At 46.6% G+C, this 19,691-nt stretch carries 20 protein-coding genes and 1 pseudogene; 10 read left to right on the plus strand and 11 right to left on the minus strand.

The window, feature by feature from the left end; all coding sequences use genetic code 11:
• Positions 1–11 precede the first annotated feature (11 nt).
• Positions 12–428, plus strand: coding sequence for an NAD(+)--rifampin ADP-ribosyltransferase (arr, locus tag J0L70_RS28100; protein WP_394359019.1), 417 nt, complete (start codon positions 12–14; stop codon positions 426–428).
• A 30-nt stretch (positions 429–458) separates the two neighbouring features.
• Here the strand turns inward: arr and J0L70_RS28105 are convergent, their stop codons facing one another.
• Together J0L70_RS28105 and J0L70_RS28110 are read right to left on the minus strand one after the other, a co-directional pair.
• Positions 459–1,289 carry an arylamine N-acetyltransferase family protein gene (locus J0L70_RS28105; RefSeq protein WP_287456731.1) on the minus strand — a complete coding sequence of 277 codons (831 nt, stop codon included), beginning with the start codon at positions 1,287–1,289 and terminating at the stop codon, positions 459–461.
• 149 nt (positions 1,290–1,438) lie between these two features.
• A complete protein-coding gene (locus J0L70_RS28110; RefSeq protein ID WP_190647841.1) occupies positions 1,439–1,900 on the minus strand; it encodes a cupin domain-containing protein in 462 nt (153 codons plus the stop codon).
• Between the two features lie 244 nt (positions 1,901–2,144).
• Between J0L70_RS28110 and J0L70_RS28115 the strand changes: the two genes are divergently transcribed.
• Entirely contained in the window at positions 2,145–2,771 is a 627-nt protein-coding gene (locus tag J0L70_RS28115; protein ID WP_287456732.1) for a hypothetical protein, read from the plus strand.
• Positions 2,772–2,888: 117 nt separating this feature from the next.
• Here the strand turns inward: J0L70_RS28115 and J0L70_RS28120 are convergent, their stop codons facing one another.
• From J0L70_RS28120 to J0L70_RS28140, 5 genes are all read right to left on the minus strand, one after another.
• Positions 2,889–3,713 (minus strand): ABC transporter permease, encoded by an 825-nt coding sequence (locus J0L70_RS28120; RefSeq protein WP_190647845.1) that lies wholly within the window; start codon positions 3,711–3,713, stop codon positions 2,889–2,891.
• Positions 3,714–3,715: 2 nt separating this feature from the next.
• Positions 3,716–4,669 (minus strand): ABC transporter permease, encoded by a 954-nt coding sequence (locus tag J0L70_RS28125; RefSeq protein WP_017288474.1) that lies wholly within the window; start codon positions 4,667–4,669, stop codon positions 3,716–3,718.
• A 16-nt stretch (positions 4,670–4,685) separates the two neighbouring features.
• Positions 4,686–6,389 carry an iron uptake porin gene (locus J0L70_RS28130; RefSeq protein ID WP_287456734.1) on the minus strand — a complete coding sequence of 568 codons (1,704 nt, stop codon included), beginning with the start codon at positions 6,387–6,389 and terminating at the stop codon, positions 4,686–4,688.
• Between the two features lie 82 nt (positions 6,390–6,471).
• Positions 6,472–7,764, minus strand: a complete 1,293-nt coding sequence (locus J0L70_RS28135; RefSeq protein ID WP_287456735.1) for an ABC transporter substrate-binding protein — start codon at positions 7,762–7,764, stop codon at positions 6,472–6,474.
• Positions 7,765–7,836: 72 nt separating this feature from the next.
• A complete protein-coding gene (locus J0L70_RS28140) occupies positions 7,837–9,027 on the minus strand; it encodes an ABC transporter ATP-binding protein (protein WP_017288477.1) in 1,191 nt (396 codons plus the stop codon).
• Between the two features lie 517 nt (positions 9,028–9,544).
• Here J0L70_RS28140 and J0L70_RS28145 point away from each other — a divergent pair.
• On the plus strand, positions 9,545–10,261 hold the full coding sequence (locus tag J0L70_RS28145; RefSeq protein WP_190647850.1) for a GntR family transcriptional regulator: 717 nt from the start codon (positions 9,545–9,547) through the stop codon (positions 10,259–10,261).
• A 2-nt stretch (positions 10,262–10,263) separates the two neighbouring features.
• On the opposite strand, the gene J0L70_RS28150 is transcribed toward J0L70_RS28145, so the two are convergent.
• A complete protein-coding gene (locus J0L70_RS28150) occupies positions 10,264–10,539 on the minus strand; it encodes an IS1/IS1595 family N-terminal zinc-binding domain-containing protein (RefSeq protein WP_036044628.1) in 276 nt (91 codons plus the stop codon).
• A 128-nt stretch (positions 10,540–10,667) separates the two neighbouring features.
• On the opposite strand from J0L70_RS28150, the gene J0L70_RS28155 reads away from it, so the two are divergent.
• Positions 10,668–11,408, plus strand: a complete 741-nt coding sequence (locus J0L70_RS28155) for an aspartate/glutamate racemase family protein (RefSeq protein WP_026148673.1) — start codon at positions 10,668–10,670, stop codon at positions 11,406–11,408.
• Between the two features lie 120 nt (positions 11,409–11,528).
• On the opposite strand, the gene J0L70_RS28160 is transcribed toward J0L70_RS28155, so the two are convergent.
• A complete protein-coding gene (locus J0L70_RS28160; RefSeq protein WP_026148674.1) occupies positions 11,529–11,888 on the minus strand; it encodes an ArsR/SmtB family transcription factor in 360 nt (119 codons plus the stop codon).
• A gap of 503 nt (positions 11,889–12,391) precedes the next feature.
• Between J0L70_RS28160 and J0L70_RS28165 the strand changes: the two genes are divergently transcribed.
• From J0L70_RS28165 to J0L70_RS28190, 6 genes are all read left to right on the plus strand, one after another.
• Positions 12,392–12,736 carry a rhodanese-like domain-containing protein gene (locus tag J0L70_RS28165; protein WP_268242852.1) on the plus strand — a complete coding sequence of 115 codons (345 nt, stop codon included), beginning with the start codon at positions 12,392–12,394 and terminating at the stop codon, positions 12,734–12,736.
• Positions 12,733–13,581: a sulfite exporter TauE/SafE family protein gene (locus tag J0L70_RS28170; RefSeq protein WP_017288485.1), complete on the plus strand. Its 849-nt coding sequence runs from the start codon at positions 12,733–12,735 to the stop codon at positions 13,579–13,581. Before J0L70_RS28165 ends, J0L70_RS28170 begins: the two co-directional genes overlap by 4 nt.
• Positions 13,582–13,644: 63 nt before the next feature.
• Positions 13,645–14,340: an MBL fold metallo-hydrolase gene (locus tag J0L70_RS28175; protein WP_287456737.1), complete on the plus strand. Its 696-nt coding sequence runs from the start codon at positions 13,645–13,647 to the stop codon at positions 14,338–14,340.
• Positions 14,341–14,348: 8 nt separating this feature from the next.
• Entirely contained in the window at positions 14,349–14,921 is a 573-nt protein-coding gene (locus tag J0L70_RS28180; RefSeq protein WP_287456738.1) for a rhodanese-like domain-containing protein, read from the plus strand.
• 377 nt (positions 14,922–15,298) lie between these two features.
• On the plus strand, positions 15,299–16,018 hold the full coding sequence (locus J0L70_RS28185; RefSeq protein WP_287456739.1) for a DUF305 domain-containing protein: 720 nt from the start codon (positions 15,299–15,301) through the stop codon (positions 16,016–16,018).
• 91 nt (positions 16,019–16,109) lie between these two features.
• The gene (locus J0L70_RS28190) at positions 16,110–16,472 is read left to right on the plus strand and encodes a DUF302 domain-containing protein (protein ID WP_242050983.1); all 363 of its coding nucleotides are present in this window, start codon (positions 16,110–16,112) and stop codon (positions 16,470–16,472) included.
• 206 nt (positions 16,473–16,678) lie between these two features.
• Here J0L70_RS28190 and J0L70_RS32055 read toward each other — a convergent pair whose 3' ends face one another.
• Together J0L70_RS32055 and J0L70_RS32060 are read right to left on the minus strand one after the other, a co-directional pair.
• Positions 16,679–18,358: an HAD-IC family P-type ATPase gene (locus tag J0L70_RS32055; protein ID WP_353736672.1), complete on the minus strand. Its 1,680-nt coding sequence runs from the start codon at positions 18,356–18,358 to the stop codon at positions 16,679–16,681.
• Positions 18,359–18,385: 27 nt separating this feature from the next.
• Positions 18,386–19,393 (minus strand): annotated as a pseudogene (locus J0L70_RS32060) (HAD-IC family P-type ATPase); the annotation flags it as partial.
• Positions 19,394–19,691 lie beyond the last annotated feature (298 nt).

Here is a 19,691-nt window from a genome sequence, read left to right on the forward strand (position 1 = left end):
GGAGCGAGCCGATGACAGCTACCGACGATATGATTCCGCAGCAGTTCTATCATGGCACACGAGCTAACCTGAAGCCGGGAGACCTAATCGAACCGGGCTACAACTCAAACTACGGTCAGAGGAAGAAGGCGAGCTACGTTTACTTGACTGCCACTCTAGATGCAGCCATTTGGGGAGCAGAACTGGCAGTTGGCGAAGCGCCCGGTAGAATTTACATCGTGGAACCAACTGGCTCAATTATGGATGATCCCAATCTGACGGACAAGAAATACCCAGGGAATCCCACGAAATCCTACCGCTCACGGGAGCCACTGCGGGTGACGGGCGAGGTTACAGATTGGCAGGGGCACTCTCCCGAAGCGCTCAAGACCATGAAAGACAACCTTGAGCGACTGAAGCAACTTGGGATTGAGGCGATCGACGACTGACACGGATGTACATCCGATGAATGGTTTCACTTAACCGGATGTCATCAACTGCTGCAAGACGCGATCGAGATCCGAAGTCATCGGTAGCTGCAAGCGAAATAAATCTTCTAGCACATGATGAAACTCGGTCACATCTTTCAAGATCTGCCGCTCGGTTTGCCCGTTGAGGTAATGAGTTGTGAGTTGATTGTTCAGCAAGCTGTAGCGACAATCAGTATCTGGGCGAGCTGCCATTAACCCTGTGACAAACCGCGAGTTTGGATGAGTGGAAACATACCAGTTACTCACTTCGTAATCTGACAAGTATTGTTCTTGTAAATCAAATCGATACAATGGTTTCCACTCGCCATTCAACTTGGCTTGCAGGATGTAAGTCTGCTCAGTAGCAATGACCCGAAATGGCTCGTGTGGCGTTTTTTGCTCAATGTCTGGTGTGAGTGACAGCGGAGCAGTCTGAGTGATGCCACCAAACCCCACATCTGCTAGATAGGGCTTGCCGTCAATTTCGACGTGCAGCAGCATATGACTGCGGGGCATGATTGTGCCTTCTGGAAGATTCCATAGCACTCGTGCTGCTAAGTTCTTCACCTGAAAGCCCAGAGCAATCAGCACCGATCGCAGCAATAAGTTCTGCTCAAAACAATAGCCACCCCGTCGATCGTGAATCAGCTTTTTCTCTAAGGATTTGAGATCTAAAAGAACAGGTTGCTTGAGCAAGGGAGTCAGGTTCTCAAATGCGATCGTTGTTGCATGATGCAAGTGAATCGCCTGCAATGTCTCAAGCGTGGGAGATGCGCTGCCTCCATACCCGATTCGCTGGAAATAGGCATCTAGATTCATGGTTTCTGACAAAGATTCCACTTTCGTATCCTACAACTGACACCACTTCTATAATGTCATAGCTCTAGCAAATGGGAGTGATTCCTGAAACAACAGTTAGACCCTGACTCACGCAGACATTACTAACATAGCCGTAGTTATGCTGTACCTTTTGTTGTTGACGCTCATCGCTATTCAGACTGCGGAACCGGATATTGATCAAATCGCTGCATCAATTCTAGAAGTTCTTCTTGGCTCGGTTGTCGTCCATCTTTGGTTAATTCTGCCAAACCCTCAAAATATTGTTCACGAGAATCAGCAGGACAAAACAAGATTAATAGCGTTGCCTGAGTCTGCCCCACGTTAGCGAATCCATGCGGTGTATTTTCAGGGACGAGGATAAAAGCTTTGGGTTCAGCAATGATATGACGTTCACCTACAAGCAGTTCGACTTCACCTTCCACAACGTAAAACATCTCAGTCAGTTCTTTGTGAATATGCGGACTGGCTCCATTCGCTCCCGCTTCCATCACAAACTCGAACAGTCCAAAATGCCCATGCGTTTCTTGCCCAGTCGCTTTAAATGTACAGGTGCTAGTGCGAATTTGGACAGAGCGCCCTTCTCCAGGTTGCAGAATTAATGGAAGTGACATCAGTTTCTCCGAGAACTAGGGTTGGAAGATAACCACGATCGCGATGCAAGCGAAGTCGTCTCCTCTATTGTTTCTCGCTTGGGGTGCTTCAGGGTCAACAGACGATACAACACTGACTCAACGATTGCGGTACTTTTGACTTTGTGATTTTATTGAGCCGACTCTAATTTTGATTTTATCGAAGCTTTTGGAATCCTGTGCTTTCACATTGAAGTTTTAATTCTTCTATTTGACGCAAGAAGCTATGACACGCTGTTACCCGTTTCAAAAATGGATACTAAGCTCAGTTGTATTGAGTTTAATCGCCGGAACAACAATCGCTTGCGAAACAAAATCATCCACAATTGAAAACTCTCCTGAAAACTCTCCGACACCTGATGCACAGGTTGCTTCAGCAGGTGTTTATCGCAACGATCGGTTAGGATTCGAGTTTCGCTATCCTGAAAAGAATTTTGTTGTTGACCCACAAACCAAAGTTCCACCCACTGAAGAATTGACGATCGCGACAATTGAAATCTGGACTCAGCAACAGTATCAAAAACTCAAAGCGGGTGCTTATGAAGGTGGAACAGAATACCCTGCAAATGTCCAAGTCGCAGTTTATCAGAATCCAAAACAGCTAGACTTGCAAAATTGGGTAGCGCAAAACAATCGATTCTCAGCCCCGAAACAATTTAAACCGACGACGATCGCAGGACGAGCAGGAATTGCTTTTCAGTCGAGTGGGCTGTATGAACATGAGCATATTGCCTTTCGATCGGCAGATCGTGAGATTACTCTGATCACATTGGCTAAAATAGGCGACAGCAATAATGATTCAGCTTACCAAACGGCATTTGATCAAATCATCCGCTCATTTAAGAAGATTTAGCATTTTGCTCTGGTAGCTCTACTTCTCAAGAAGAACTCAAATGAGTTCTGTAAAAGCAAAGTCCGCCTGATGCGGACTCGCCTGCTATTGGGATTTGATTTGGAAGCGCAGGTCGGTTTATTGCTTTGGCTTGGTTTGTCGATCGCTGAGCAATTGAATTGCAAAAATCGAGATCGCAATCAGCCCAAACGAGAACAATGTAGTGAGTGTTCCTAGCGCATAGAGTGCCGGGGAGGTCACATTTGTGGTCATCCCAAAGATTTCGAGCGGGAGCGTATTCGTTTCTCCAGAGATCAGCGAAGTTCGAGTAAATTCATCATAGGACAGAGTAAATCCAAGGAGTCCAACCCCGATCACGCTTGAAGCAATCAACGGGAAAACAACTTGCCAAAAAGTAGTCATCTCACTTGCACCCAGATCACGTGCCGCTTCTTCGTAAGCTGGGTTAAATCGCCCAAAGATTCCTAACATAATCAAGAAAGCAAACGGTAAACTCCAAGTGAGATGTCCCCCTAATGCAGAGGTGTACCAGTCGTTACTTAAATCTAGCAAGCTAAAGACAATGCCAATTCCGAGTGAGATGAGAATGCTCGGAACAATTAAGCTAGAGATTGCTAAATAAAACAGTGCCGTTGAGCCTTTGAAGCGATCGCGAAATGCCAGTCCCGACATCACGCTAATCGTGACCGTGATGATTGAAACAAGCAAGCCCAAAAAGAGCGATCGCCAAAATGCATCGACAAAGTTTCCGACTCGTTGTTGTTGAAACACTTGTCCTAACCAATAAAAGCTAAACCCTTTCATTGGGAAGGTGAGTGAGCCTTCAGGACCTTGAAGCGAGAGGATAAAAACGGCGAACATTGGACCATAAAGGAACAACACAAATAATCCAAAAAATCCAGCCAGAAGATAGTATGAGAATGGTTTTTTAGCAGTTTGCATCACTAAAGCTCCTTACGAATATCGACAACGCGCAGAATGGCAAAGACGAGCATCAGAGTCACGATGAGCAATACGACTGCATTCGCTGCTGCTAATGGATATTGCAAACTTCCAATCTGGTTTTTGATCAGATTCCCAACCGATGCAACCTGTCCACCTCCCATCAATCGCACGGTTGCAAATTCTCCCATCACCAAGGTGACGATGAAAATTGTCCCGATCGCAATTCCCGGCGCACTCAACGGCAAAATAATTTCTTTCTGAATTTGAAACGGCGACGCGCCTAAATCTTCTGCCGCAGCAACGAGCGAGCGATCAATTCGCATCATGCTATTAAACACAGGCGCAACCATAAACAGAGCATAGAGATGTACCATTGCTAGTACGACTGAGAAATCTGAGAACAGGAGCTTTTCAAGCGGTTGATCAATCACATGTAAGGCAAGAAGAGACTTGTTGACCAATCCTTCTCTTCCAAGGAAAGGAATCCACGAAATCATCCGAATAATGTTCGAGGTGAGAAACGGAACTGTACACACCAAAAACCAAATCGTTTGCCATTTGGTGCTTTTAATGTGAAATGACAGAAAATAAGCAACGGGATAGCAAATCAGCAGACAAATCGCCCACACCAATGCCGCAAACTTAAATGTGTTCAGATAAGTTGCGATCGTCGTACTTGAGAAAATGCTGAGATAGTTACTTAACGTAAAAGCCGGAGTCATGGCATAGCCGTTGAACTCCCAAAAACTAACAATCACGATCGCCGCGATCGGCAACACCAGAAATGCCAGCAATACCAGCGTTTGAGGGGCTGCTAATAAATAAGGGCGAGTTGTATTCCAAGTTCGCATCAGTGAGCCTCTATGTAACAACAAGCTTAAATAAGCAATCAGAATATTTTTAAGAAATAGAGGCAATCCTAGCGATGATTGCAGTCTTGCCTCTAAAGTCATGGTGTGAGAGAAACGATTAGAAATTGAAGGTCGTCCGCAGAACTCCTAGATAAACAGTGTCGTTGGCGCTGTTGTGTTCTGGATTGGTAATCACAATTAGTCCCGGTGTGATGCCAATCTTGTCGTTCAGCATATATCGATAGAACGCTTCAATCTGAATTGAGGTATTCGGATCTCGGAAGCCTTGCACATCATTCGAGGTTGCTTTGGACGGCATCCCCACAATCAAGCCTCCTAAATTCCCCTTCTTACCCAAATCTGGGAATGCCAGTGCCACCGCCCACGCTTGAATGGTTGCATCGGCTCCATCTGTCACGCCACTTTTGGAGCTTGCATTTGCCCGATAGTACCAGCCATTGATGCTGAACGTTGGACTAAACCGATACTCTGCTTGAACCCCAAAACCATTCGTCACTACCGGAGTCGCCCCAAATGGGAAAGCAGCATTTTTACTGCCAAAGAATCCCCCTGGAGGTGCATTCCCTGTACCGTCGTCGTAAGCATTCAGATAAGTTAGCGCGATCGCAAATTTATCATTGGGTCGGAAGGTGACTTGACCCAGTGCGCCATAGGGTCCGTTGAACAATCCACCTCCGCTCGAAGGATTGTTTGCAGTCGGATTTCCTGCTAAGTAACCCCCTCCAATGTTGATCGTGTCTGTGATGTTGTAATTGAAGCCGACTCCGGTTACGCCACTGGGGAAGTAGATTGGACTCCGCAAGCTAAACCCAGTCAGAACCGTGTCATAGTCTCCATCGAGCGGGTGTAATGTCGGAACAAATAAATCTAAGAATCCAAATGCTTCAATGAATGCTGTTCCACGATCGCCTAAGGGAAACCGATACTCAAGCTGGTTAATCACAACCTGATTGCCTCGGGTTTCCTGAAACGATAGCTTTGCAGAATCGGTTCCGGTTGCAAGAGCAAGATTCGGTGTATTTCCGGCTTGTAGACGGGTAATGAGCTTATCTCGTCCGGTAAAGCTGGTCGTCAGCACTAGTCGAACGCGATTGGAAAAGATGATATTGTCATCGATCGGCACACGCGGTTGCGCGGGAACAACTCCGGGTGCGCCTGCTTGTCCAGGCGGATTCGGTGAAAGTCCTGCACTCGAACTCACCGCTTTATCTGATCCAAATGCACCAGCAACCCCAAAGACTACATTTCCAATCAATTTTGTCGTCGTTGAGAATTGCTGTTTCTCGAGCGTTGAGGTTCGCGCTTCCAAAGAATCTACGCGACCTCGGAGCGTTGCGAGTTCAGCCGCAAATTGTTCTTGCAGCTTTTGCAGTGTTGCAAGGTCTTCTTTCTTGACTAAATCGGCAGTTGAGGCGGCAATGAGTTCATTGACGCGATCGAGACAAGCATTCAGACCTGCTGCAAATTCATAGCGCGTGAGTGCACGATTGCCGCGATAGGTACGGTCGGGATACCCTGCAATACAGCCATATCGCTCAACGAGGGATTGCAAGGCTTGAAACGCCCAATCCGTGGGTCTGACATCAGAAAGCTGTGAAACCGATGTGACTTGCCCGAAACTCTGATTCGCAGAGTCAGCTAAATCGCTGACTTTCGTGAGATCTTTGGTGAGATCTTTCGTAAGATTTTCGCTTTGGACAGCCTGAGAACCTTCTTGGGCTGTTGCAACTTGATTGAGTGACGCGATCGAGAAAAAGACAGCAAAACCCTGTCCCAGCCCATGTCTGAGAAAATTAAACATCAATAAAACTCCTCACAGAATCAATAATGCTCAATCGCCAAGTGTAATCAAACGCTGATTAGACCTCGCGAATTAGAACAACTTAAGCAGCGACAAACTCATTCCACTTCTGCACCAGATAAGTCTGCTCTTTCATGACTGAATTCCAGCAAACAATGTTAGAGAAGCGATCTTTGAATGAGCCACCGTCGCGAATTGCACCTTTTGAGTCGATCTTTTTGCCGAACGGATCAACAATGTCGATCGCAGCAGGTTTACCTTCATACCAATAGTCCCACTCCTCTGCTTTCATAAATTTCCGCGCAGTTTCAGGAGCAGCACTGTAGTAACCTTGACGACCCAAGAACGCACCCACCCAGCCATTGAGCATCCAGTTCAGGTACTCGTAAGCCGCATCAAGCGCGATGCCGGATAGATTGCGAGACAACCCGATTCCGCCACCCCAACCGCGATAGCCTTCTTTCAACGGCGCATAAGTACACTGAATCCCTTTCGCTTTCACGGCTGTAACTGCAGGCGACCACATTGATTGCAGGGCAACTTCTCCTGAAGACATCAAATTCACCGATTCATCGAACGTTTTCCAGAACGCGCGAAACTGTCCGTCTTTCTTCAGCTTCACGAGCATCTGGGCAACCTTATCGAGTTCCTCTTTGGTCATGTTGCCTTTATCGCCAAACTTCATCATGCCAGCAGCTTCGAGTACCATTGCTGCATCCATAATCCCGATCGAGGGAATGTCTAACAGCGCCGTTTTGCCCTTAAACTTGCTATCGAGTAGTTCTGCCCAAGATTCGATCTTCTTGCCCGTGAGATCAGGACGGTAGCCAAGCGTATCTGCATTGTATTGGAATGGAATCAGAGTTGCCCAATCTGTTGGAGTCGTTGAAAATTCCTTGGAGTCCTTGTCTTTGACATACATGACCTTAAATGGCGCAGTTCCTTGAGAGTCATTCACGCGTGAACTGCTATCGAACTTGCCCGTTGTGAAGTAAGGCACAATCTTATCCCAGTTTTTGATGCGCTTCACTTCGATTGGCTGTAGGTTTCCAGACGGAAACACCAAAGGGAGACTGAAATACTCACCGTCGAACATATCATACTGTTTCGGCTGAGTAATCGCGATTTGATTGTTTTCCTCAGTGCTGAGCGCACGTAATTGCAGCTTGAATCCTAACTCTTGTTCTGCTTTTTCCTTGATGTCGTTGATTTGGGCTGCGCCTGTTCCAATCATGCGCAGTGTTACATCTTTGATCGAATTGGTAATGACAGTAGGACCGCTACTTGCTGATTGCCTTTTACAGCTTGTGGCTGCAAGCAATGCACCTGCTGCTAATCCTGAACGAATTACAGTTCGCCGACTCATCTTCGTCATAGTTGATAGCACTCAAATTGTAAATGTTGAAAAAAGTAAGCTTAAGGTCGAAAAGCTAGGAGTTATACAGTGTTAGTGAGCTAGAAACACACAGTTTTCGGCTGACCAACGGAGCGTGACCAGTTGCCCCTCTGCGTATGTCTCATTGTTCCAATCTTCAGTTCGGACTTTGTAAAGCAATTCCTGTCCCGTTGCTTCTGCCATCAATGAAATGCGCGTGACGTATCCGGTCATCTCGATTCCAGTGATTCGGGCTGAAACTCGGTTTGCGTAAGGAGTTGGAGCAGATGAGGTAGAGGATTCGATCGACATTAAATCCGGACGCACTGAGCAAGCTGCCATCTGTCCTGGTTGGACGCAATAGCCTTTTGCCATCAATGATCCCAGTCCTTCGATTTCCAGTTCCACGAGATCCGTACCGTCGGTGTCCGGAGCACATTGAATGACTTTGCCCGTAAAGATATTGTTGTCGCCCATGAACTTTGCGACAAACTGTGAGGCAGGAGTGCTAAAGATCTCTTGCGGTGCTGCGACTTGATCGAGTTTTCCGTGGTTCATTACGACCACGCTATCTGAAAGCGCAAATGCTTCTTCAACATGGTGCGTCACTTGAATAAAAGTGAGTCCGAACTGCTTTTGAATGTTACGCAACTCGGTTCGCATCTTCACGCGCAGGTTTTCATCGAGCGCGCTCAGCGGCTCATCTAACATCAAGACTTGGGGACGAGTTACTAAGGCTCGAGCCAGTGCAATTCGCTGTTGTTGACCGCCGCTGAGTTGAGTCGGTTTACGATCGCTAGTATGACTCAGCCCGACCATTTCTAAGATTTCTCCGACTCGCGCTCGTCGCTCTGCTTCCGGAACATTCTGCATTTTTAGCCCAAAGTCCACATTCTGCCAAATGGTCTTATGTGGAAACAGCGCATAGCTTTGGAACATCATTGACGTACTGCGTTTTGCCGCAGGAATGTCGTTGACTCGTCGATCGCCAATAAAAATCTCGCCGCTCGAAATCTCCTCGTGACCTGCAATCATGCGAAGTACCGTAGTTTTGCCGCAGCCACTTGGTCCGAGCAAACAGCAATACTTTCCAGCAGGAATGTCCAGTGTAATGTTTTCGACAGCAGTAACACTGCCATACTTTTTCGTGACGTTGCGAAGCCCGACACCTGCGGCAACACTCGCTAACGCTTGTTGAATACCATTTCCAGTCAGTTGAGTAGCGTTCTGTGCCCCGGAGACACGCCCAGAGTTCACGGTCATGATTTTCCCCTGTGTCGGTGGTGTGAATTGCGATATTTTCAGCGGGTTAGTTCGGCAAATTAGCTCAATCGTGAAAGCTCAGTCAGTTCTGCTCAGAATTGCAAGACATTGCATCGAATCTGTTCTACAACCCATGCAAACTGATAAGTTGCAAAAATTGTATACGATTCTTGTAACCAATTTGCTGATGCAAAAAAGTGTTGACGGATACGCTTGAATCGATTTTTTTGGCTTTTTCGCTACAATTTTCAATTAACTTTAGATTCTCCGATCTTGAACTGGGATAGGGATCAAGACCTTAATAAAGCGTCAAGAAAGCGCAGATTTTTCAAAAGTTGTATACACTTATTGAGGACTTATGCGGTTGGCGTGTTACAACTGGATGAAATAGTATTAAAAATCGCAATGGTGCAAAATACTCTTCTACGTCCGCAGAGCTTGTAGATTGGAGTTTAGAACGATTCACTTCTCGATTGAAGCATCCCACAATTGTACATTTCTGCTCTGAAAACTTCTTATGCGTACTGCTCCATTGCCCGCTGGCTCCAAACCCAAGCCGACCGAAGAACTAATCTACACTGAGCTTTTCGACTCGATTTTAGAGCGCCGCTTGCCACCGGATACCAAGCTGGGAGAAAACCTCTTGGCAGAGCATTACGGTGTGAGCCGCACCATTATTCGGCAAGTTTTGATGCGGTTGGCACATGATCAGTTAGTCAAGTTGGAGCCGCATCGTGGGGCATTTGTAGCGAGTTTGACACTCGATCAGGCAAAACAAATTTATGAAGCTTGGCGACTGACTGAAGCGGCGATCGTTCGTGATGTGACCCGCAACATTACCCGTAAACAGGTCGCTGCACTTCGATCGCTGGTGAAAGAAGAACGCATCGCATGTGAACAGAGAGATGTGCCGCGATTAAGTCGATTGTCTGCTCAGTTTCACATCCAACTTGCAGATCTTTGCCAAAACAAGTATCTCGCTCGCTTTCTCAAAGAACTGATCCCGCAAACTTCCCTGGCATTTTTTTACGAAGTCCAGGGTATGCCGATCTGCACCAAAGATGAACACAGCGAGATTTTAGATCAGATTGCATCAGGAGATGAAGAAGCGGCTGTTCATGCTGCGATGCGTCATCTCGACGGAATTGAATCAGCACTGAATGCTCGGGCATCGCTGAATGGCAATGCGAGCCTAGTCGATCTTTTGAAATCACGATCGCCCTCTCTACGCTGAACTTATTTGTTATTAGACGATGACATCACATCAGATTTTGACTGTTTGACCCAAGAATGAATCGTGGTGTGGCGAATGCCTGTCAATCGCTCGATTTCGCGCAGTTTTAAGCCGAGGTGGTACATTCTCAAGCAGATTTGTTTCACCTCGTCTGAGTAGCCACGCCGCGTGTGAACTGTAATGAATTGCCGATCGCAGTCCTTACATCGATAGTTCTGTTTGCCCTGCCGATGCCCATTCTTTCGGATCATGCTAGACCCACAATACGGACAGTTCATAATTATTGTATACAAAAGCTGTATGAAATCTTGTATACAATAATTAGGTAAACAATTCAAGATTTTGTCGCTAAGATTTAGATACGGCAACAGCGAAAAAGCTGATGGAACTCAGAGCCGACAAATTTATGAAAATTAAAGTAATCAACCCGAACACCAGTGCGAGTATGACTGAGCAAATTGGTGCAACAGCGCGGAGCATTGCCAGTCGAGAAACAGAAATCGTGGCGGTCAATCCAGACATGGGACCTGTTTCGATCGAAGGGTTTTACGATGAGGCTTTGAGTGTGATCGGTGTCCTGGATGAAATTCGCAAGGGTGAAGCCCAGGGGACAGATGGTTATGTGATTGCTTGTTTTGGTGATCCTGGATTGTATGCAGCGCGTGAACTGGCACGAGGTCCTGTGATTGGGATCGCAGAGGCTGCAATGCGTACCGCAGTCTTGCTCTCTTCAGAATTCTCGATTGTGACTACGTTGGCTCGGACTCGAATCATTGCTCAGCATTTAGTCGATCGATATGGAATGAATCAATTTTGTCGGAACATTCGATCGATCGATCTTCCGGTATTGAGCATTGAGACAGATACAAAAGCACAGACTGCAATTTTAGAAGAGTGTTATCGAGCCATTAAGGTGGATCAAGTTGGTGCGATCGTCTTAGGGTGTGGTGGAATGGCGCATCTTGCAGTTCAACTGACTCAGGAACTCAATGTTCCGGTTATCGATGGAGTGAGCGCTGCGGTGAAATTGGCTGAAGCAGTGATCTCGCTCAAGCTCAAAACGAGCAAAGCTGGAAGCTACGCATTCCCGATCGCGAAACCTTATACAGGAATTTTTCAATCTTTTTCCTCGTCGGAAAATCCATAGGAGAACAGCTTAGAATCGTGAATCAGAATAGTTCACAGCCTTGCAGATGAAAGTTGCGCCTACACAAACGAAATCCGTCGATCAATATTTGACCAACCTGTACAAACAGTTTTTCAACGCTTATTTTTGGCGTAAGGGATTTAATTGCTTGAGTTGCTGAGATTGTTCTTTTAACCGAATTGCTAAGCGATCGCACACCAACTCACATAGTTCAAAAATTAGCGGATCAGTGATTTCGTAGTAAACGCTCACGCCTTGGGGCTGCCGAGAGACAAGACCTGCTTGCGCTAGAATCTTCAGATGTTTCGACACATTGGCTTGCCCTAATCCCGTTTCGTCAATAATCTCGCTTACATTCTTAGCTCCCGATCTCAGGCTACACAAAACTTGAAGCCGACTCGTCTCGGACAACACTTTAAAGTAATCTGCTACAGGAGCTAATGCTGTAGGAGAAGCTTGCAACTTCGATCGACTCGCCATATCAATTCTTAATCTATTACCGTATGACAATATTATAGGATAAAGAATCTCAAGTTTTGGAAAGTCAGCAGACCTTAAGTGAAATCGAACATTGCTAGGCATTGCTATGTTGTCAAACAGATGAGCGAAGCTCTCAAAATTAATCTGTTCAAAATTAATCTGTTCAAACAAGAGCGTCATAATTTTTTCGCTTAGATTGAGTGCGCTCTCTTCGATCCAAGGGGACAACCTGTTTTCTGCGGAGAGGCAGAAGCAAAAGGGATTAAATGCCTACTTTCAGTGTGCTTTGATAAATCTTAAATTTCCGCCAATCTATTCTTGCTTTTATACTACTAATTCGTTATATAATGAATTCACGAGATTTAATGACTTTTTCCTGAACAATCTCAGCGATCGAGAGTAAGCCTGCTCCTAGTTTGCGCTGCTTAGATTCTGCTTGAGATAGATTTGCACTTGAAAAAAAGCGTTCTTTGTAAACGAGACGCTCATTTGGAGAATTGACTATGAACCTTTTTGGCACTCATCCTTCTCAAACCCTTGATGCCCAAACCTTGAAACAACAGCTTGATCAAGACACCGTTATCCTCGTTGATGTTCGTGAACCCTTTGAATATCACAAAGAACATATTCCTGGTGCAATTCTTGTGCCCTTGTCCCGATTCAATGCTCAACTCATTCCTCAAACGGCTAAGCGGGTTGTGCTTTATTGTCGTTCGGGTCATCGCTCTGCGATCGCTGCTCGGAAGTTACTGAAGGCAGGTTTTTTGGATGTCATTCAACTCGAGCATGGAATCGGTGCTTGGAGACAATTCGGATATCCGCTCGAAGTTGGAAAGGGAGCATCATGATGATTTGGATCATTGGACATCTTCTCGCTGTTGGTATTGGACTCAGCTTGGGCTTGATTGGCGGGGGTGGCTCGGTGCTAGCGCTGCCTATTCTGGTCTATGTAATGGGTGTTGCGCCGAAATCCGCGATCGCGATGACGTTAGTGATTGTCGGGACAGTCAGCTTACTCGGTGTGATTCCGCATTGGAAAGCTGGAAACGTCAGCCTTAAGACCGCTTTGGTGTTTGGTGGAGCAACGATGATTGGGGCATTTGTGGGAGCGAAAATTGCCGCGCTGCCCTTTGTATCTGGAACCTTTCAAATGCTTTTGTTTGCGGTGATGATGGTGCTGGCAGCAGGATTTATGATTCAGAAGAGTGCTAAACGCACTCGATCGAGCGAATTGGACTTCTATCCAAAGCCTGTCTGCAAGTACTGTTGGCTCTGGCTGTTGACCGAAGGAATTGGCGTTGGAGTCTTGACTGGACTGGTGGGAGTTGGAGGCGGCTTTGCGATCGTGCCTGCTTTGGTGCTGCTTGGTCGCGTCCCGATGAAGCAAGCGATCGGCACATCACTGCTCGTGATTGTCTTAAACTCGGTCGCCGGATTTCTCGGCTATCTGGGGCAAGTGCCGTTGGACTGGGAATTGATGGGATCGTTTATTGTGGCAGCGAGCCTCGGCACAATTCCTGGCGCATATCTCGCCCGATTTGTGCCAGCGCGACGATTACAACAGACGTTTGGCTATTTTCTGTTAGCCGTCGCAGCCTTTGTTCTTGCGCAAAATCGTCATAGCTTCAAACTCTCTCAATCTCATAACAGCGTTCACGCACAAGTCATTCAACAATCAAGTAGACAATTATGACTTTACTGTATTACTATATAGTAAGATAATGAATCAAAAGTCTTTTGTTTGGAGTTTACTCTCATGCTATTCCGACAACTCTTTGATGCAGAAACGAGTACTTACACATATCTGATTGCTGATCTAACCACAAAAGAAGCAGTTCTTGTCGATCCGGTTCTCGAACAAGTGGAACGCGATCGCCAGATCCTCAATGAATTAGGCTTGACGCTGAAATTCTGTCTCGAAACGCATATTCACGCGGATCACATCACAGGAACCGCAAAACTCCGAGAAGCAACAGGCTGTTGCGGAATTGTGCCTGAAAATGCCCATGCCGCTTGTGCCGATCGCAAAATTCGAGATCGCGAAGTTCTGGAAGTCGGCAGTGTCCGAATTGAAGCGATCGCAACCCCAGGACATACAGACAGCCATATGGCCTATCTAGTGAATGGCACTCATTTGCTCACTGGAGATGCCTTGTTTATTCGCGGTAGTGGACGGACTGATTTTCAAAGTGGCGACGCTGGAACTTTGTATGATTCTGTGACAGAACGCTTGTTCACTCTACCAGAAGCAACGCTTGTTTATCCTGGACATGACTATCGAGGACACACAGTTTCTACGATCGCTGAAGAGAAACAATGGAATCTCCGATTCAGCGGACGCAGCCGCAATGACTTTATTGAATTGATGAACAGCCTCAATTTGCCCAATCCGAAAAAGATGATGGAAGCCGTCCCTGCAAACGAACGCTGCGGCAACTTGATCACAGTTTAGTTTACACAATGATTCACAGAAGAGATACCATGACGATGATGCGATTGAAAGAATTAAAGACGATCGATGCTCAAACTTTGAAACAAGCGATCGACCAAGATACAGTCACGCTGATTGATGTGCGAGAACCCGGAGAGTACGCTGGAGAACATATTCCTGGCGCAACACTTGTTTCGCTTTCTCGCTTTGATCCAGCTAGCATTCCACAGCAGCAAGATAAAAACATTGTCTTGTATTGTCGATCGGGAAATCGATCCGCGATCGCTGCTCAAAAACTATTGGATGCAGGTTTCGAGGACGTCACTCATCTTGCTGATGGACTCGTTGCTTGGAAAGAGGCGGGCTATCCGACTCAAATCGATCGCGCAGCACCCATCAGTCTGATGCGCCAAGTACAGATTGTGGCTGGATCAGGTGTGGTACTTGGTACACTCTTAGGTGCATTTGTGTCTCCTTGGTTTTTGCTGTTGAGCGGCTTTTTTGGTGCAGGACTTGTATTTTCTGGAGTCACAGATACCTGCATGTTAGCGATGATCCTTGCCAAACTCCCGTACAACCAACGTTATCGCGCTAGATTGTAGTAAACAAAGTGAGCACTGCATCATCTCACAACCCTTGCTTGTGCGGATGATAGCAGGCTCATACAAGTTACTTCAAAGTCGTCTAAGTTTGAAGACCTTACCGCTACAAAATTCAGCAAAGGGTAGCTACGTTCCAGGAATAATTGCTGCTGGCAATGATATTCAAGCACTTGTTCTGTAGAACTGTGGCTACTTTTTACTTCGATCGCTAGAATCGCGAGTAGAAGAAAAAGTGCAACTGTTAGTATCTCTTTCGATCATCTCCAGCAGCAATCAGATATATTGAAAGAACAGCATTGAGTGATTGTTTCGCTTCATTTTTCTCAATGACTGAAGAATAAGAATCGCTTCATTTTCTGAATTCAGGAGAAGAAACTATGATTCATCGCCAACCTATTCTCTACAGTCTTGCAGGTCTTCTCGCAGGTGGTGTGATCACCGCTTTGATTCTGCTGACGGCTAGACCCACAGCCCCCTCGAATTCCTCGAATTCTGATCCCGTATCCAATTCAACAAGGAATTCTGCAAATCCCGCTTCTATTCCCGTTAGACCGCGGATGATGGGACAAACCGATCAACACTTCATTGTGATGATGATTCCGCATCATGAGGATGCTGTAGCGATGGCTGACTTGGCATCAAATCGCGCTCAGCATTCTGAACTGAAAGCTCTAGCACGATCGATTAAAACGACCCAAACCCGTGAAATTCAGGAGATGCAAACCTGGTACAAGCAGTGGTATGGCACAACGGTTCCGCAATGGCAACCAGGAATGGGAATCAAGAGTCCGAGCAACCAGTTGGCTCGATCAGCGGGTTCTCCTGGTTGGGGGATGGGAATGATGGGGCATAGAGGCATGATGGGAATGCGCACAGATTTGGTAGCGCTGCAAAACGCCAAAGACTTCGATCGTACCTTCATCGAAGAGATGATTCCACATCATCAAATGGCAGTCATGATGGCACAAATGGTACTGACGAACTCTCAGCATCCTGAAATTCAGCGTTTAGCGGAATCCATTGTTAAAACTCAAACTGCAGAGATTAACCAGATGCAGCAGTGGTATCAGACTTGGTATCCGTCCCAAACCCAATAGAACTTCTTGAGGACAGACACTCAAGATTCAGCCGATTTCACTCCAACCCTAAACCGGAGAAACACTTCAGATGAGTTATTACTTCAGCAAAATGCTCCATACCTCTTTTGATCAAGCCATTGAACAAGTGAATCAAAGTTTGAAGCAGCAAGGATTTGGTGTGCTCACGGAAATCGATGTGCAAAACACGCTGAAAAAGAAACTTGATGTCGAAATGCCAGCCTACAAAATCCTAGGAGCTTGTCATCCATCTTTTGCTTATCAAGCCCTGCAACTCGAAGATAAAGTTGGAACTATGCTGCCTTGTAATGTGGTTGTCCAACAAAAGTCAGAAGGGGTCGAAGTGGCAGCCGTTGATCCGATCGCATCAATGCAAGCGATCGAAAACTCAGATCTACAGGGAATTGCAGAGCAAGTCAGAGCCAAGCTGAAAACCGCGATCGAGACTTTATAAGCTAGGTTTTGTTCTTATGAATCATTCAACGGCTCCACACCCTGAATCGAAGTCTCCTCGGCTTAGTGAGTCAATTTGCCAAATCGTCGATCGATTCTAAGCTCGTGCTTTTGATTATCTTAGTTGCTTTGCGCTTCGGAATGGGTGCAATGGCAGATGTCTCTGTACAAATGCCTGGGAGTCCACAATGATAGCAACATTCCGGCTCAATCAAAGGGATCAATGCGATTTGCTAAAAGTGCAACCGGAATCATTGGCACTGCGGGCAATAAGCAGATGAGCCATTGAGTGAGATTTAAGGGAGCTGTTTTAAATAGAGTATTCATCACACTCCATTGGCTAAAGACAATCTGTAACATCACAGCTCCAGCAATTCCATAAAGTATGGCACGGGTATCACCGAATGAAATAGGTTGTTTCCCGCGAAGTTTAGCCATGATCGTCTTGCCTAATTGGCTAATGCTGAGTAAGTAAACAATCCGACCTGCGACAAGTGCTTGGATTGCCATCGTTCGCGCTAGTTCCAGATTTCCAGTACTTTGACGCACCCATTCAAACATCCCGAAGATCAAAATCCAGTTAAAGACGGAGATGACTAAAATTCTGTAGATCAGAGTTTTTGATAGTAAAGGTTCACGCGGATTGCGCGGCGGATGTTGCATAACCCGCTCAGTTTTTGGCTCGAAGGCTAGAGGAACCGTCATCGCGATCGAGTTCACCATATTCAGCCACAAGACTTGCAGCGATAGAATCGGCAAAGCTCTCGCAAATAAGGCACTGATCAAAATCGTCATCGATTCGCCACCATTGACCGGAAGAATAAACGCGATCGCTTTCTTGAGATTCTGATAAACGGTGCGTCCTTCTTCCACAGCAGCTTCGATCGACGCAAAGTTATCATCAGTCAGCAACATATCTGCGGCTTCCCGCGCTACATCCGTTCCCGCACCCCCCATCGCAATGCCGATGTCTGCTTTTCTCAGTGCAGGCGCATCATTCACGCCGTCTCCCGTCATGGCAACAATTTCACCCTTCGATTGCAAGGCTTCGACGAGCCGAAACTTTTGGGCTGGAGCAACCCGCGCAAAGACAACACTGTTTTCTACAACCTGAGAGAGTTCTCGATCGTCCATGCGTTCGAGTTGCTGTCCATCGATCGCAGTGGCATGACCTGCGTTTTGGAGTCCGATGCGTTGAGCGATCGCTTTCGCAGTCGTAATATGATCGCCCGTGATCATTTTTACTTGGATACCCGCAGACTGGCAGGACTGAACAGCCGCGATCACTTCAGACCGAGGCGGATCGATCATGCCCTGTAAACCTAAGAAAATCAATCCAGAATCAAGGTCATGATGATCGATCGACGACTGAGATTTAGATACAGTTTTCTTCGCAAACGCTAGCACCCGTAGGCCTTCTTGCGCCATTGTTTCGACTTGTTGTTCAATGTGTTGACGATCGAGTGGATGCTTCTCGATTGTATGTTCACACCGTTTGAGAATGGCTTCGACGGAGCCTTTTACATAGATGATGTGCTCAGTTGCAGTATCATGCAAAGTTGCCATGTATTGAAATTGCGACTCGAACGGAATCGAATCAATGCGAGGCAGGGATTGCGAAATGTGAGCTAGATGAAATCCTGCTTTGTTCGCAGCCGTGATCAATGCGCCTTCGGTCGGATCACCAATCACAAGCCAACGATCGTTCTCTTCCTCTAGATGGGAGTCATTACACGCGAGTCCGGCAGTTAGGCATTCTTGTAAAGCGCGTGCATTGGTCACACTCACGATTGCTCCAGTGGAGTCAGTCATCTCGCCGTCGGGACTATAGCCTGTTCCACTGACTGAATAAGTCTGATCGCCTGCATAGATGGCTTGCACCGTCATTTGGTTTTCGGTCAGCGTTCCGGTTTTATCCGAACAAATCACAGTCGCACTTCCAAGGGTTTCCACCGCAGGGAGTTTTCGCACGATCGCGTGTCGCCGCGCCATGCGATTGACCCCGATCGCTAATGTCACGGTTACTACCGCAGGCAATCCTTCGGGAATCGCGCTCACTGCTAACGCTACTGCTGCTTCAAACATTTCCGCTAGTGATTGTCCTTGTCCCACCCCCACAGCTAAGGTCAATGCTGCCAGTGCGAGAATGATGTAGAGCAAGGTATGGCTAAATTTAGCGAATTTGCGCGTTAGAGGAGTGCTGAGATCCGTTTGTTGATCGAGCGATCACGAAATTTTGCCGACCTCAGTTTCGTTTGCCGTTGCTACGACAATGCCGCTTCCTTGTCCAAACGTGACAAAACTGCCCGCATACGCCATATTTTGTCGTTCTGCCAGCGGTGTTTGGGGTTGCAGGGGTTCCGTCAGTTTTTCAACCGGAACAGATTCTCCGGTGAGCGCCGATTCATCAATTTGTAAGTTGCGAGTAGTAATCAAGCGCAAATCAGCAGGAACTTTGTCGCCTGAAGCGAGGAGGACTAGATCTCCTGGAACAAGCTCTTGTGAAGGAGTACGTTGTTTTTGTCCGTTGCGAATCACCGTTGCTTCTGTGGTGACTGCTTTGGCAAGAGCCGCGATCGCGCCTTCTGCTTTCGACTCCTGCACAAACCCAATGATGGCATTAATGATCGTCACACCCCAAATGACGGCTGCATTCGTCCACGATCCTAAGAATGCTTTAATTGCACCAGCAACAATCAGAATGTAGAGCAACGCTTGATTGAACTGAAGTAGAAATCTGAACCAAGCTGGCTTTCCCGGTTTTACTGTTAGCTCATTCAAGCCATAGCGCTGTTGATTCTGGCTAACCTGAGTAGAAGATAACCCAGCTTTAGGATCGCTCTGAAATTGCGCAATGACTTCTGGAGCCGTTGCTTCATAATGCGAGCGAGACAAAGCTTGAGAGCGTGTATTTGTCGTCATAATAGTAGTGTCACGAGTCAAATTTAAGATGTGATCAGTAACAATAAAAAATCGATCGCGATCTCTCCTCACTCAAGAGTGCAGAGGAATACCGCTCACAACTCTAACGAATTTGTAGAACTTAACCTAGAAAGGCGATTGTTGAGAGCTAGATAGCTGTTGTGTAAGTTGGGTAGTGTTCTAGATATGTGGATATATGGCAGAATGAAAACGATGTGTTAGAGGGCTGAGTCGAGATGGTCCTAGAACCTGTTCAATGTCCCGATTGCCAGAGTGTGGATGTCGTTAAGCATGGTCG

The organism is Leptolyngbya sp. UWPOB_LEPTO1, assembly GCF_017302695.1.
Lineage (GTDB): Bacteria > Cyanobacteriota > Cyanobacteriia > Leptolyngbyales > Leptolyngbyaceae > Leptolyngbya > Leptolyngbya boryana.

Coding starts and splice junctions, on each gene's coding strand:
- J0L70_RS28150 (WP_036044628.1), bottom strand. CDS start 10,539: ATGAACTGTCCGTATTGTGGGTCTAGCATGATCCGAAAGAATGGGCAT.
- J0L70_RS28110 (WP_190647841.1), bottom strand. CDS start 1,900: ATGTCACTTCCATTAATTCTGCAACCTGGAGAAGGGCGCTCTGTCCAA.
- J0L70_RS28115 (WP_287456732.1), top strand. CDS start 2,145: ATGACACGCTGTTACCCGTTTCAAAAATGGATACTAAGCTCAGTTGTA.
- J0L70_RS28120 (WP_190647845.1), bottom strand. CDS start 3,713: ATGCAAACTGCTAAAAAACCATTCTCATACTATCTTCTGGCTGGATTT.
- arr (WP_394359019.1), top strand. CDS start 12: ATGACAGCTACCGACGATATGATTCCGCAGCAGTTCTATCATGGCACA.
- J0L70_RS32055 (WP_353736672.1), bottom strand. CDS start 18,358: ATGACGGTGCAAGCCATCTATGCAGGCGATCAGACTTATTCAGTCAGT.
- J0L70_RS28190 (WP_242050983.1), top strand. CDS start 16,110: ATGCTCCATACCTCTTTTGATCAAGCCATTGAACAAGTGAATCAAAGT.
- J0L70_RS28160 (WP_026148674.1), bottom strand. CDS start 11,888: ATGGCGAGTCGATCGAAGTTGCAAGCTTCTCCTACAGCATTAGCTCCT.
- J0L70_RS28165 (WP_268242852.1), top strand. CDS start 12,392: ATGAACCTTTTTGGCACTCATCCTTCTCAAACCCTTGATGCCCAAACC.
- J0L70_RS28130 (WP_287456734.1), bottom strand. CDS start 6,389: ATGTTTAATTTTCTCAGACATGGGCTGGGACAGGGTTTTGCTGTCTTT.
- J0L70_RS28185 (WP_287456739.1), top strand. CDS start 15,299: ATGATTCATCGCCAACCTATTCTCTACAGTCTTGCAGGTCTTCTCGCA.
- J0L70_RS28170 (WP_017288485.1), top strand. CDS start 12,733: ATGATGATTTGGATCATTGGACATCTTCTCGCTGTTGGTATTGGACTC.
- J0L70_RS28180 (WP_287456738.1), top strand. CDS start 14,349: ATGATTCACAGAAGAGATACCATGACGATGATGCGATTGAAAGAATTA.
- J0L70_RS28145 (WP_190647850.1), top strand. CDS start 9,545: ATGCGTACTGCTCCATTGCCCGCTGGCTCCAAACCCAAGCCGACCGAA.
- J0L70_RS28140 (WP_017288477.1), bottom strand. CDS start 9,027: ATGACCGTGAACTCTGGGCGTGTCTCCGGGGCACAGAACGCTACTCAA.
- J0L70_RS28135 (WP_287456735.1), bottom strand. CDS start 7,764: ATGACGAAGATGAGTCGGCGAACTGTAATTCGTTCAGGATTAGCAGCA.
- J0L70_RS28175 (WP_287456737.1), top strand. CDS start 13,645: ATGCTATTCCGACAACTCTTTGATGCAGAAACGAGTACTTACACATAT.
- J0L70_RS28125 (WP_017288474.1), bottom strand. CDS start 4,669: ATGACTTTAGAGGCAAGACTGCAATCATCGCTAGGATTGCCTCTATTT.
- J0L70_RS28155 (WP_026148673.1), top strand. CDS start 10,668: ATGAAAATTAAAGTAATCAACCCGAACACCAGTGCGAGTATGACTGAG.